Genomic DNA, 13,824 nt, shown 5'->3' with positions numbered 1-13,824 from the left:
GTGCTGCGCGCCGCGCTGATCTGGGCCCTGACGGCGCTGCCGCTGGCGGCGGACGGGGCGCATGACAGCTTGCAGGGCGCTTTTGACGGCTGGCTTGCACAGAATGCGATAACCGGGTCCATCGGAACCGCCGTGCGGGTAGATGGCACTTGGCAGATGTCCGGCACCGGCGCACGCGGCGAACTGGCGAGCGTCAGCAAGTCCATCACTGCCGTCTGTGCCTTGATGCTGGTCGAGGAGGGCGCGCTCGACTGGTCCGACACCGTTGCCGACCGGTTGGGGCGGGGACCGGATGTGACGCTGGCGCAGCTTGTCACCCACAGTTCGGGGCTTGTCCGCGACGGAACGCAAGCGGCGATGCGGCTGTGGCTGGACCGTCCGACGGGTGTCGCCGGGCACAATGGTGCGGCTGTTCTGGACATTGTGACAGGCCGAGGTGATCCATCAGGAACGCCCGGTAAATATGCGTATAACAATGAAAACTACGCGTTGGCCGCATTGATGATCGAGGCGGCGAGCGGTCAGCCCTTTGAGGCCGCGTGTTGGCCCCGCCTTGGCCTGAGCGAGGGCGTAGGCGTCAGTGATCGGGCCGCAGCGTTCGGACCGTGGGGCGGGATCGAGAGTGATGCCGCCGGTTATCTCGACTTTCTGCACCGGCATTTCGAACCAGGCAGCCGCCTGTGGGAAGATCCGTTTGCCTATCCACATGTCGAGATCGGCGGGGGCGCGTATTATGGGCTTGGCATGGTTTTTCGCCCGTTCGGGGACGGCTACAACTTTTGGCATTTCGGGGCGCTGTGTTTTCCGGGTCGCCTGAACGTCGGCAGTTTTGCAGTCATATGGGAAGGTCGGGTGAGCGTGCTGGCCCTCTATGACGCCTGCGTGGACTGGGACACGATGTTTGCGCTCGACGCGGCGCTGGCAGAGGTCGTTTTTGGAGATCGGCCGTGATCCTGCGCGCCATGGCACTGGCGGGCGGGTTGATGGGCGGGGCGGTCGCCTCGCAATTCCCGGAATTTTCGCAGCAATACACCCAGCGGCTGGGCGGTGCCGTCGATGCATTGGCCGAGGTGGTCGCGGATTTCGACGCGTCTGCGCAGGCCGAAGGGCTGAGCCGCGAGGCCGCACTGGACCAGATGGTTGGAACGGATTTTATCGAGCGCCGCCAGACAGATATGCGGCGCACCTTTGCGCGCCACGCACGGTTATCGGCGGATCTTCAGACATTGCAGGGCGCAGGCCCGTTCATGCGCGCCTACCACGCGCAACGGTTTTCGGATCGCGAGGTGGCGCGCGCGGCCTTTGATGCCTACCAGCCTGCTTTGCCGCTGAGCTTTGAGGGAGTTGTGTTTGCCGCCGCAGGTTTTTTCGCCGGGCTGGCTGCCATGTGGGCCGTATTGCGCCTGATCTGCTGGCCTTTTGGTCGCGCACGCCGCAGGGCTTGACCTTGCCCGCCTGCGCCGCCAAGGGTGAGCCAATGCCCGAGCAGGAGCCCAAGAGATATGGCCAAAGCGCCCGCACCCTTTGCCCCGTTTGAATGGCTGATCGCGTGGCGCTATCTGCGCGCCAAACGCGCCACCGGGGGCGTCAGTGCGATGACATGGATCAGTCTGATAGGCATCACGCTGGCCGTCTTTGCGCTGGTGGCGACGCTGGCGGTGCGGGCGGGATTGCGGGCGGATTTCGTGGACGCGATGCTGGGCGGAAATGCCCATATCGAACTGCGCTATCTCCGCGTCCAAGAAGACGGACAGCCGCCCGACGCAACCATACGCAATTACGAAGAAATCTTGCCTAGGATCGAGGCCGTACCGGGCGTGGCGGACGCCGCACCGCTGGTGCGGGCACAGGTCATGGGCAGTTTTCGCGGCAGCAACGCGCCTGCGGATGTGTACGGCATTCGCCAGTCAGACCTGTTGGAATACCCGCTGGTGGCAGACGCCGAGAGCCGGGATGGCACGCTTGAGCGGTTTGATGAGGGTATGGCGCTGGGATCGCAACTGGCGGCGCAACTGGGTGTGGGGGTCGGCGACCGGGTCAAGCTGATTTCGCCCGACGGCGCGCGCACACCATTGGGGATCACGCCCCGCATATCAGCTTATGAAGTCGTCTACATCTTTTCCACCGGCCAGCCGTTCATGGACCAAAGCCGTGTATATCTGCCGCTGGCAGAGGCACAGAGCTTTTTCAACCGCGATGGGGCGGTGGATCAGATCGACTTGCGACTGAGGGACCCCGAAACGCTTGACCCTGTGGTGCGCGGATTGCGCGAGGCGGCGGGCGAACGGGCCTATAGCTGGACATGGAAAGACCGCTTTGGCGGCATGTTGCGCGCGCTGGAATTGCAGGACAACGCCATTTTTATCGTGCTGGCCATTCTCGTGCTGATTGCCGCGCTCAACATCGTGTCGGGCCTTATCATGCTGGTGAAAAACAAGGGGCGTGACATCGGCATCCTGCGCACGATGGGCCTCAGCCAAGGGTCGGTTCTGCGTGTGTTTTTTCTGTGTGGTGCGTGGGTGGGAACTGCCGGGACGGCGTTTGGCATCCTTCTTGGCGCGCTGTTCGCGGCCAATATTGACAGCATCTACTGGCTGGTAAACACGATCACGGGCAACGGGGTTGATGATCTGGAAGGGCGCGGTTTTATCTTTCCGTCGGCGGTTCTGATGCCCGGCGATGTGCTTGCGGCAGCGACGCTCAGCCTCGCCCTGAGCTGGTTCATCACCTTCTTTCCGGCGCGCCGGGCCGCGCGCATGAACCCGGTGGAGGCGTTGCGCTATGAGTGATCCGGTGCTGGCGCTAGAAGGCGTGTGCAAGACCTACAATGCAGGCGCGCCCAACGCCGTTGACGTGTTGCGGGGGATCGATTTGCACCTGCAACCGGGCGAAGTCGTCGCGTTGGTCGCGCCGTCGGGGGCAGGCAAATCCACATTGCTGCATATCGCCGGTCTGCTGGATACGCCCGATGCGGGCGCTGTGCGGTTGGCGGGTCAGGACATGGGGGGGGCGTCCGACGACACCCGCACCCGTGCGCGGCGCAACGACATCGGGTTCATCTACCAGTTTCATCATTTGCTGCCCGAGTTCACCGCGCTTGAAAACGTCACCTTGCCGCAGCGCGCGGCAGGGACGGCAAAGGTCGAGGCGGAACGCCGTGCATCTGATCTGCTGGGGCGCGTGGGGCTGGCCGAACGGGCCGATCACCGTCCGGGCGCATTGTCAGGTGGCGAACAGCAACGCGTCGCCTTTTGCCGGGCGTTGGCCAACGCTCCGCGGCTGCTGTTGGCGGATGAACCTACGGGCAATCTTGATCCCGGCACATCCACACAAGTCTTTGACACGCTGGTCGAGATTGTCCGGGACCGGAATTGCGCCGCGCTGATCGCCACGCACAACCACGACCTTGCCGCGCGGATGGACCGAATTGTACGGCTGGAACAGGGGCAGGTCATTCCGACCTAAACCCAGCACAGAAACGCCCGATTTTCACTCCAATGGTAACAAATTGGAAACAAACTGTTTTGGTCTATTGCGTACAGCCCAGCTTATGGTTGTGATACGCAGTCGTGGTTAACGGCTTGTAATTACGCTTTTCCCTGTTGGAGGATATACGATGTCGGCGATTTTGACCCTGATGCTGCTGACGGCCTTGCCGCTGATCGCAATTTTTGATGACAGCGATTCCGCCAGCAATTCAAGCGACACCGACACCGACACCGGAACGGATCCCGAAACGCCAACCGAAAGCGTCACCCTCGTTGGTGACGACGCGGCCAATGTGCTGACGGGCTCTACCGCGGCGGACAATATCTCGGGTGCAGCGGGTGCGGACACGATCAGCGGATTTGACGGCGATGACACGCTGAACGGCGGTGATGGCAACGACTCAATCGTGGCGGGCGACGGTGCAGATGTCGTTGCGGGGGGGCTGAACAATGATTTCCTGCAAGGTGACGGCGGCAACGACACGATGTCGGGCGAACAGGGCTTTGACACCCTTGATGGCGGCGCCGGGGACGATGCTCTGGCCGGCGGCGACGGCAACGACAGCGTGATCGGAGGCCTTGGCAATGACGATGTGCAAGGCAACGCGGGCAACGACACGGTTCTGGGTGGTGACGGTGACGATATTGTTGGCGGCGGGTCCGGTGACGATTCCGTTGATGGCGGCGCGGGTGCAGATGCGCTGACAGGTTCCGGTGGCGATGACACCCTTGATGGCGGCGCGGGCGACGCTGCTGCGGACACGCTGGTGGCGGGTGCGGGCCTTGACGTGTTGTTCCTCTCTGATGGCGATATCGGCACGGGTGGTCAGGATGCTGACGCCTTTACGCTGGTCAATGGCGAAACCGGGGCGGTGACAATCACGGACTTCGACGCCGCCGAAGACACGCTGGTCGTCACATCGGACACCGGGTCCGAGGTCAGCGTGACCAGTCAGGATCCCACAGCGGACGGCCTGTTGATCACATTCTCCAGCGGGGCAACGGCCTTGTTGCAGGGTGTCGATGCCGCAATCCCGGAAAGCGCGATTGTTTTTGTTGCGGATGACACAGGCGGCGAAGACACCACTCCGGGCGACGACACCACACCCGGAGACGACACAACAACCGGAGGCGACACTGTGCCTGTGGTCACGCAACCGACGGCTGGCGTGGACAATTCCGGCAACAACGATTTCCTGTCGCCGGGTTCAGGCACGGCTGCCAACTATGACGGTGGTGCGGGCAATGACACCCTGACGGGCGACGACCAGAACGACACCTTGATCGGTGGTGAGGGGGCGGACGTCATCGTGGGTGCGGCAGGCAATGACCTGATCTTCTCTACCTCGACCACAGCCGCGGATGCATCCGACAGTGATATCGACAGTCTCGATGGTGGCTTGGGCGACGACACGATTGCTCTGGGCAATACGGACGTGGCGACAGGCGGTGCAGGTGCGGACAGCTTTGTGGTGATGGACGATGCGACAGGTGCAATGACGATCACCGACTTTGACCCGGCATCTGACGTGATCCTTGTTGAGGCGGCCGTGCCGGGTGATGTCAGCATCACCACACAGGACACCACGGCCAGCGCAGGCAACCTCATTGTCACCCTGTCAACCGGAGCGGTCATTACGCTCGAAGGCGTGACCGCCGAAATCCCGGCCACTGCCGTCATCGGCGAGGCACCCGGCACCACAGCGGCCTTGCCCACTGCAAGTGCTTGACGCCGCCGCATAATTGAATTTGACATCGACAAGGGCGCCCGCATCCCGCAGGCGCCCTTTGTCTTTGTCCGGAGGCGCGCATGGCGACCATTTCCCTCACCGAGATCCAACGTGTTGTGCAGGCTGCGCTTGAACGTCATGGCGCTGCCGGCTTTGCCGCCGCAGAGGTGGCGCGCGCCGTCGCCCGGGCCGAAGCCTTTGGCAACCGCATCTGCGGGCTCTACTACCTCGAAAGCTATTGCAAACAGCTGCAATCGGGCCGGGTCAAAGGCGATGTGACACCGGTGGTATCGACCCCGCGCCCCGGCACCATTGTGGTCGATGCGGGATTAGGCTTTGCCCAACCTGCGTTTGCCTACGGTATGGCGCCTGCTGTCGATGCCGCGCGCCGTCTGGGGGTCGCCAGCCTCGCGATCACACATGCGCACACGTGCACGTCGCTTGGCTATTTCACCGAGATGATCGCGGAGGAGGGGTTGATGGCCGTGGGCTTTACCAACGCCTCGCCCATCGTGGCCCCACCGGGCGGCAAGACCCGCGTGATCGGCACCAACCCGATTGCGTTCTCCGTGCCAGACGGTGTGGGGGGGCTGGCGCTGCACATGGACCAATCCACCAGCGCCGTGGCTCTGGGCAAAATCACCATGGCCAAAGCCGCAGGTGAGGCGATACCGCTGGGTTGGGCCGTCGATGCCGACGGCACCCCCACAACCGACCCGGAGGCGGCATTGGCAGGCTCTCTGGTGTCATCGGGCGGCTACAAGGGCTGGGGCTTTGGCCTCATGGCGGAAATATTTGCCGCCGCGCTGACGGGTGGCGTGCTGAGCCACAAGGTCAAACCGCTCAAGGCGCCGGAGGGGCCGCATCATGATCTGGGGCAGTATTATCTGTTGATTGATCCAACCGTGTCGGATGTATTCGATGCGCGTCTGGCGGAACTTGCCACTGCCGTGGCCGTGGACGAAGGCGCACGTCTGCCCGGACAGGGGCGCAGCGCCGCCGATCCGGCAACACTGGATCCTGCCGCTTGGGCACAGGCGCTGGCGCTTGCGGGCGAGGCCTAGGCCTGCTGCGTCAGCCAGACACCTGCCGCCATAAGCGCGATGCCGCCCAGACGTGCAGGCCCCAGCACCGTGGCCTGCGCGCCGAACAGGCCAAAGTGGTCAATCGCCGCCGCTGACACCAACTGCCCCAACAGCACAAAGAACACCGCGTTCCCAATGCCGAAATGCGGCGCAATATAGGTGATCGACAGCACGTAGAACGCGATTAGCACACCGGCCAGCAACAGGTGTTTGGGTGCAGCGACAAGCCGCCCCAACCCGTGCGCACCGGTCGCCGCAAAAACCAGAGCCGCCGTTACGAAAGCCACCAGAAACAACACAAGCGCTGCCGCCGCAGGGCTGCCCAGACGTGTGCCGAGTGCTGCGTTCAGCGCCGCCAGCAACGGGATGCCAATCCCGGCCAGCAACATGATCAGGGCGTAATGTGCCATGCGAAGTCCTCCTGTCGCGTCACCCGCAAATTCCATTCAACTGCACCCCGTCCCACGGCAAACGCACATCCGACGGACGCGACTGGGGCAGGGGGGCCAGCGGCATCTCCTGTGAGATCAGCGCATGAAGGCGTTGTGTTCGCGGGGCCTGCGGGGCCAGCGCACGGCAGCAGACGAACTCCTCCACGATTGAGCCTTGCTGTTCGAAGCCGAAGTCCAGAAACCCCTGCGCATTGTCGAGGTCAAACAGGTACGGGTCCGTGCCGAAACGGCCCCACCGATGTTCCGTTGCGGCGCGAAAGGGCGAATAGCCTGTGCGTGCCCGGTTCTGCCATTGCCAGATGTGGGTTAACTCGTGTGCAAGAAGCATCGCCGCCACCAGATTGATCTCATCCGGGTAGGCGGGCACATAATCGTCGAGATACCAGTCCTTATCGAACAGCACCCGCTGCCACAGGGCGACGGCGGCGGGTTTGGCGGTGACGATGTCGGTGGTGGCGGGGGGCACGATCAACTCGCGGCAGGTGACACGCGGGCGCGGCTTGCGCCGGAAGGTCACCGCGCGGGTGGGCGCGCCGTCGATCAATCGCACGCGGGAGGTATCCAGCTGATCCCCGTGGATCTTTTCGGCAAAAGCCACTTCGGCATCCGTGAGCGGCCTGCCTGTGCAGGAGGCCAGCAATAACAGCATCAAAAAGGCGCGCCAGAACATAGCGCAGATAGGGCCTCAGATAGCGAAGCGGCGCAAGGGGTTTACGAGTGGCACGTTACAGCCGCTCGCACAGGGGTGATGAAACCACCTCTGTTTGTGTCAACGGATCATGCCCAGATCTATACCACCGCGGCACTGATGTCGCGGAAAGCACCGCAGGGCCGAACGGCTCTGCCCGGAAAGGAACGATAAAATGGAAAAAGTCATCATTCCCACGGTTTTTGGTTTCGCCGCCATGATGAGCCTTTGGGCGGTGGTCGGCGCGGCGGTTTAAGCCGCAGAACACCTGACCCCAAGGGTTCTGGACGTCCCATGGGGTAGGTCAGGCAGCCTCGAAGCATCAATCCCCGACATGCCGGGGCCGCCCAACATGTACTGACGGTACGTGTTGAAATTGCCTTAAAACGGCCTCATTTCGTTAAGTCCCGGTTAATCAAAACGGCACAGGCTCGAGCTGTACTCGGCATGTGTGAGGCGTCGGGCAGTGATGACTGTGAACGGAGGCTTCGGTCTCCGTCTGTTTATGCGCGCGCCAATCCGACGCAAAACCCGGCAGCGTATCGCGCAGCGATGCGCGAGAGGGTCAGCGCAGCGCGATTCTAAAGCACCTTGGGCGGAATCAAACTGCAGGCCCGCCCGTCGCAGGGCGTCCCCACTGGCACGGCGACAGAGTTACGTCTGAATGTTTGCTGTGGGAGAAGATGTACTTGGCCGCTACGGAGAGCATGAACTGTTGGCCGAACACGCAACACTGAGCTCCTCGTTTGCTATGCATTTAACTAAACAAATGACAAATTGGTCAAAGTTGACCGCGTCGGCTTTAACTTCGCCTGAACAACGAGCTTTGACCAACTGTTTTTGTCTTCACTTCCCTCTGTTTCTAGTAGCCTGCCAGTATCCACATTGAGGCGACTTATTAGCTGATCATCTTCGAGCAGCGTATAGAAGGGTACTTCATCCATTTCCGGCAGAAGCTGAGACCCAATTTCTTCTTGGCTGTGGGGTGTCCTCAAAGCGTCCAGAAGAGTTTTTATTCTGTTGTCTATGTCACCCGCCTGAACAAGTGAGCCTGGAGGGTTCTTTCTAAGAAAAAGAATGTCTAATTCGCATTGGAGATCCCATCCATCTCTAACAAGAGGAAGAAAGCGGAAGTTTCCGGCTTTGTGCAGTTCCGGTATTAAGTCAATCCAAGGCACCTGACCTTGAGGGACGGTTGATCCATACTCTCTGCCAGAGAACAGCTCACTATCTAAGTTATAGTGCAGCGGAGAAGATGTCTGCGTGCTCAGAAAAGGATTGTGCGCCCAATGCTCCTTCAATTGTGAATGGAATGCTCGCCTTATGCTGTTGATATGATCCGCTAATCTGTCTGGTTTACCCGGCTGTGGGTCTTTCCGCCTTGATTTGAGTTCTCCTGTGTATGTCAGAATGAGCTTCACCGAAAAAAATCCATCTCGTTATTCAAACATCCAACTCCTCCACAAACCGCGCATTCTCCTGGATGTACTGAAAGCGCAACTCCGGCTTCTTGCCCATCAAACGCTCCACCAGATCGCCCGTTTGCCCCGGCTCGTCTTCGTCAATCGACACGCGGATCAGTTTGCGGGTCTCGGGCATCATCGTGGTCTCTTTCAAATCCTTCGCGTCCATCTCGCCCAGACCCTTGAAGCGGCTCACGTCGATTTTGCCCTTGCCGCCCAGACCTTTCTCCAGCCACTCGTCCCGCTCTCGCTCGTCCAGGCAATAGACGCGCTTGGCCCCTTGGGTCAGACGGAACAGGGGCGGGCAGGCCAGATAGAGGTGGCCCGCGTCGATCATCGGGCGCATCTGGGTGTAGAAGAACGTCATCAGCAGCGCCGCGATATGCGCGCCGTCCACATCCGCATCCGTCATAATGATGATCTTGTCATAGCGCAGGTCGTCCACGTTGAACTTGGACCCCAGCCCCACACCCAGCGCTTGGGTCAGGTCGGAAATTTCGGCGTTCGAACCCAGTTTTGACGACGCAGCCCCCAGCACGTTCAATATCTTGCCGCGCAGGGGCAGCAGGGCTTGGGTCTTGCGGTCCCGCGCCATCTTGGCCGAGCCGCCGGCGGAATCCCCCTCGACGATGAACAGCTCTGTGCCATCGCGGGCCGTGGCCGAACAATCTACCAGCTTGCCCGGCAGGCGCAGCTTTTTCGTGGCGGACTTGCGGGCGGTTTCCTTTTCCTGCCGCCTGCGCATCCGCTCTTCGGCGCGCAGGACAAGGAAATCGAGGATCGCACCCGCCGATTTCGTATCCGCCGCCAGCCAGTTGTCAAAGTGGTCGCGGACCGAGTTTTCCACCATCCGCTGCGCGTCGACCGTGGCGAGCCGATCCTTGGTCTGGCCGACGAACTCAGGCTCGCGGATAAAACAGGATACCAGCGCGCCCGCACCTGTCGTCAGGTCTTCGCGGGTGATCATGCCCGCCTTTTTGTTGCTGGCAAGCTCACCATAGGCCTTGATCCCCTTGAGGATCGCCGCCCAAAAGCCTGCTTCGTGCGTGCCGCCCTCGGGCGTGGGGACGGTGTTGCAATAGCTTTGGATGAACCCGTCGCGCGACGGGGTCCAGTTGATCGCCCATTCGACCTTGCCCGGTGCGTTGAATTTTTCGAACGACACCGACCCGGCAAAGGGTGCGTCGGCATAGGTGGACGCGCCTGTCAGCGTCTCGTTCAGGTAGTCGGACAGGCCGCCGGGAAAATGAAACGTGGCCTCCATCGGCGTGTCGCCGTCAGCAACGGAGGTTTTCCAGCGGATTTCGACGCCGGAGAACAGGTAGGCCTTGGACCGCGCCATCTTGAACAGGCGCGCGGGTTTCAGTTTCAGCGACCCAAAGATGTCTGCGTCCGGGTGAAAGGTGACAGCGGTGCCGCGCCGGTTCGGAGCGGCGCCGATCTTTTCCAGCTTGGTCTGGGGCACGCCGCGGGCGAACTCCATCGCGTAAAGTTCGCGGTTGCGGGCCACTTCGACGCGCAAATGGTCAGACAGGGCGTTCACCACAGATGAACCGACGCCGTGCAGACCGCCAGAGGTTTCGTAGCTGTCGCCGGAAAACTTGCCGCCCGCATTCAGGGTGCAAAAGATGATCTCAAGTGCTGATTTCGCCGGATCCTTGGGGTGCGGACCCACCGGGATGCCACGGCCATTGTCGCGCACCGAAACATGGCCGTTTTCATGCAACTCGACCTCAATCCACGTGGCGTGACCGGCCACGGCCTCGTCCATGGAATTGTCGATGATCTCGGCCACCATGTGGTGCAGGGCGCGGTCGTCCTTGCCGCCGATATACATGCCGGGGCGCAGGCGGACGTGTTCCATGTCCTCCAGCACCTGAATCGAAGAGGCGTCGTATTCAGAGGCCCCTTTGGCCCCGCTCAGAAGGTCGGTCATGGCAGCTGCTCTTTTTGTTGTTGGAGCGCACTATGCCAGAGCGGACAGGGCCGGGGAAGGCCTGCGGTCACTCTGGTGGCCACTTCTTGAACAGGACGCCGCCGGTTTGCTGTTCGTCCACCACCCGCCTGTAGTGTTTCATCTTGTGACTGGGGCCAAACGCAGAGCGTCTGGCGCGCGCGCGGTGAATTTTGCCCATGTGGTGAAAATTCAGGGGCAGGTCGCAGACCGGGTCATCGTCCCGGTTGAGGCACAGGCACAGCTCGCTGTGCTTGATCGCGCCACGGTTTCGGCGCGGACGGGGGGCGGCAAAGGCGATGCCGGGCACGCCGTAAGTGCGGACCAGCACCTGAGTTGCCGCGGCCCCAAGCGAATGGCCGATGATGTATTTGGGTTGCAGGTTTTCGCGTTCGATCCAGTCGTAGATTACCTTGGAAAAGTGCAGAAATCCCTGATGCCACATGGTGCCGGACGCGCCTTGTTCGGTGTCATCGTCGCTCAGCCGGTAGCGTTTGCCCCCAATATTGAGCACACGCAGGTTGAATTTGAGATAGTCCGCGACGGAGTTCGATCCCGGGATCAGCAGAATGTCCTGCCGCAGATACAGGGCCTGCACATCATTGTCGTCGAGCGATGCGTGCAGATGTTGGCGCAGTGACCGGTGTGTGGGGCCGACATAGGCTGCCTCAATCATCTTGGCCGCACGCATGATGTCGTATCTGTGGCTCATGGTCTGCCCCCGTCACCCTTGAGGCGCAGCATGGCGGGCGCCGGGGCGATTGCCAAGGGTCAGGCGTCAAGCCAACCGAGAATTGCGGTTGCGACCTTGTCGGGCTGCTGGTGACAGATCCAATGGTCTGCATCGTTGATTTCAACCCGCGTGAGGTCGGACGCGAATTCTTCGAGCCCTTCGTGTGAAACGGGCAAAAGCGCGGTGTCGTCCATCCCCCAGATCAGCAGGTGCGGGCATTGCACCCGCAGCCGGTCCAACGGCAGGGCGGGCATCGGCTGAGGCGCGCCGGGGTCAGCGACGATCAGGGGAGAGGCACGATACCAGTGGATCATGCCTGCGAGGCCCGATTGCCGCCAGACGGCCTTTTGCGCGGCAAGCGCTTCACCGGTCAGCCAGCTCAGGTCCATTTTGGCCGAAAACAGACGCATCAGGCCGGCAAAATCGTCCGCAGCCAGTCTGTCATGTGATCCGGGGGCGCGCAGGTCGTTGATGTATTGCGAAGCCTCAGATTGGGCTCTACCTGCGCACATCGCGCGCTGAAAGGGCACCGGGTGGACACCGTTGACGACGATCAGCCGCGCCACCGACGCGGGCAGGGCCATCGCCAGTCCGTAGGCCACGGATGCGCCCCAGTCGTGGCCCAGAACCGTCACCGGCCCATCCCCGATCAAGGCTGCCGCATCGCGTACGAGATGCGATAGGGCATAATCGCCCACTTCTGCCGGGGCATAGCTGTCGCCATATCCACGCTGATCCGGTGCGATGCAATGAAACCCGTTACAAAGCCGTTCCGCCACCTCAGCCCATGCTCCGCCGTATTCTGGAAAGCCATGCAACATCAAAAGTTTGGGCAGTTCCGGATCGCCCCAGCGTCGCACGGTGAATGTCTGACCGTTCAGGGTTTCGGTCGTGACACGCATCACTCGCCCGGACGCTTGGTTTCGAACCGCAATCCCGCTGCCGTGCGGGGGGCAAAGCCAAGCCAGTAAGTGTGATCCTCGGTCTGGTTTCCGGCATCGTCCAGTGCCACAATCCCGTCCTCTGACCGGGGCACAAGGTCGAGGTAATCGCGCCGCGACGCATCCGCCTTGAGGTGCAGATCAAAGAACGCCGTCGCAAAATGCTGGGCGATGTTGTTCATCCGCACCGTGTCCCAGACCGGATCCGCGTAATGGTCGAAGGGCACGAAATCCAACCCTTGGGCAGGTGTCCACGCTTCCTCCGGGGCGGGGATGGGGGCGGCGGCATTGTGGTTGGCGTAAACAAAGGTCAGCAGGTGCCGTTCGGTGTCTATGGCACCGTCGAACATGCCACGGATAGCGTCGTATACGGCCACATCGTCGGCGCTGCCTGCCATGAACAGCGTGGGCACCCGCAGGCCCGCCATGCCGTCCATGTCCCAGATGCCAGCGTTGTAGCCCCATGGGCCAATGGCGATCACGGCCTTGATCCGGTCGTCAATCAGCGCCTCGTGCCTGTCGGACCCGGCAAGATGCGCGGCCAGCAGCCGGTTTGGTGTGCCCCAGCTCAGTTCGGTGGCGGCTTGTGTCACGCCCGCGCCACCATAGATCAGCGCGCCGTAGCCGCCCATGGAAAAGCCGACGATCCCGGTCCGGTCCGCGTCGACAATCGCACCCAGAGGACCGTTCAGGCCCGCCATATGGTCCAGCACGCGGTCCTGATCCGTTGGCCGGTGCAACAACGTTGCGCCAAACGCCGCCTGATCCGAATAGGTGCTGTCGGTATGGTCGATGGCCACGGCCACATAGCCCTTGGAGGCGAGGTTTTCGCCCAGATGGCTCATCAGGTAGCGGTTTCCGGGATACCCGTGACTGATCAGCACGAGGGGGAATTGCCCGTCCGCCGCAGGCTCTGCGTCGCGCGCGGCCCGACCGGTCAGAGGCACTGTGGTCACGCCGTCGCGCAATGTCGCAGTGTACGTGCTGCCCAGTTCGGTGCCAATGGCTGCCGGATACCAGATTTCGAGCGTCAGGGGGCGGTCATAGCGTGGCACGTTGTCGCCCGCGATGTTCAGAACGTCGATACTGTCCGGTAGGGTGATCGCTTCGGTCCGTACGCCGATGGCGTATGGTCCAAAAGGCGCGAGCGCAGGCGCGTCGGGGCGGATTGTATCTATGGGATTGGCCAAACTGCCTGTTGCCACGCAGGCCGCAGCCAAAAGCGTTGTCGTTCCGGGTATTTGAGTATTCCGTCCTGGCATGTCCCGATCCTTTCCGGGGCTTTCGCAA

At 61.7% G+C, this 13,824-nt stretch carries 13 protein-coding genes; 6 read left to right on the top strand and 7 right to left on the bottom strand.

The genetic code is table 11. The annotated features are described in order from the left end of the window. From Q1A85_RS09250 to Q1A85_RS09225, 6 genes are all read left to right on the top strand, one after another. Positions 1-951, top strand: a complete 951-nt coding sequence (locus Q1A85_RS09250) for a serine hydrolase (protein ID WP_299687560.1) — start codon at positions 1-3, stop codon at positions 949-951. Beyond that, positions 948-1,445, top strand: coding sequence for a DUF2937 family protein (locus Q1A85_RS09245; RefSeq protein ID WP_299687557.1), 498 nt, complete (start codon positions 948-950; stop codon positions 1,443-1,445). Before Q1A85_RS09250 ends, Q1A85_RS09245 begins: the two co-directional genes overlap by 4 nt. A 57-nt stretch (positions 1,446-1,502) precedes the next feature. Next, a complete protein-coding gene (locus Q1A85_RS09240; RefSeq protein ID WP_299687554.1) occupies positions 1,503-2,789 on the top strand; it encodes an ABC transporter permease in 1,287 nt (428 codons plus the stop codon). Beyond that, the gene (locus Q1A85_RS09235; RefSeq protein WP_299687551.1) at positions 2,782-3,465 is read left to right on the top strand and encodes an ABC transporter ATP-binding protein; all 684 of its coding nucleotides are present in this window, start codon (positions 2,782-2,784) and stop codon (positions 3,463-3,465) included. The genes Q1A85_RS09240 and Q1A85_RS09235 overlap by 8 nt, the downstream gene beginning before the upstream one ends. Before the next feature lie 151 nt (positions 3,466-3,616). After that, a complete protein-coding gene (locus tag Q1A85_RS09230) occupies positions 3,617-5,218 on the top strand; it encodes a calcium-binding protein (protein ID WP_299687548.1) in 1,602 nt (533 codons plus the stop codon). An 80-nt stretch (positions 5,219-5,298) separates the two neighbouring features. Further along, positions 5,299-6,282 carry an Ldh family oxidoreductase gene (locus Q1A85_RS09225; protein WP_299687545.1) on the top strand — a complete coding sequence of 328 codons (984 nt, stop codon included), beginning with the start codon at positions 5,299-5,301 and terminating at the stop codon, positions 6,280-6,282. Here the strand turns inward: Q1A85_RS09225 and Q1A85_RS09220 are convergent. From Q1A85_RS09220 to Q1A85_RS09190, 7 genes are all read right to left on the bottom strand, one after another. Continuing rightward, positions 6,279-6,713 (bottom strand): DMT family transporter, encoded by a 435-nt coding sequence (locus Q1A85_RS09220; RefSeq protein WP_299687542.1) that lies wholly within the window; start codon positions 6,711-6,713, stop codon positions 6,279-6,281. The two genes, Q1A85_RS09225 and Q1A85_RS09220, sit on opposite strands and share 4 nt — an antisense overlap. 19 nt (positions 6,714-6,732) lie before the next feature. After that, positions 6,733-7,425, bottom strand: coding sequence for a hypothetical protein (locus Q1A85_RS09215; RefSeq protein WP_299687539.1), 693 nt, complete (start codon positions 7,423-7,425; stop codon positions 6,733-6,735). 779 nt (positions 7,426-8,204) lie between these two features. After that, on the bottom strand, positions 8,205-8,864 hold the full coding sequence (locus Q1A85_RS09210) for a hypothetical protein (protein WP_299687536.1): 660 nt from the start codon (positions 8,862-8,864) through the stop codon (positions 8,205-8,207). A 22-nt stretch (positions 8,865-8,886) separates the two neighbouring features. Next, on the bottom strand, positions 8,887-10,842 hold the full coding sequence (locus Q1A85_RS09205) for a DNA topoisomerase IV subunit B (protein ID WP_299687533.1): 1,956 nt from the start codon (positions 10,840-10,842) through the stop codon (positions 8,887-8,889). A gap of 67 nt (positions 10,843-10,909) precedes the next feature. Continuing rightward, positions 10,910-11,572, bottom strand: coding sequence for a hypothetical protein (locus Q1A85_RS09200; protein ID WP_299687531.1), 663 nt, complete (start codon positions 11,570-11,572; stop codon positions 10,910-10,912). A gap of 59 nt (positions 11,573-11,631) precedes the next feature. Further along, on the bottom strand, positions 11,632-12,495 hold the full coding sequence (locus Q1A85_RS09195; RefSeq protein WP_299687528.1) for an alpha/beta hydrolase: 864 nt from the start codon (positions 12,493-12,495) through the stop codon (positions 11,632-11,634). Further along, entirely contained in the window at positions 12,495-13,796 is a 1,302-nt protein-coding gene (locus Q1A85_RS09190; RefSeq protein WP_299687524.1) for an alpha/beta fold hydrolase, read from the bottom strand. Before Q1A85_RS09190 ends, Q1A85_RS09195 begins: the two co-directional genes overlap by 1 nt. Positions 13,797-13,824 lie beyond the last annotated feature (28 nt).

The organism is uncultured Tateyamaria sp. (assembly GCF_947503385.1).
Taxonomy (GTDB): Bacteria; Pseudomonadota; Alphaproteobacteria; order Rhodobacterales; family Rhodobacteraceae; genus Tateyamaria.
Note: the sequence above shows the minus strand (reverse complement) of the source record. Positions and strands in the feature narration are given on the sequence as shown.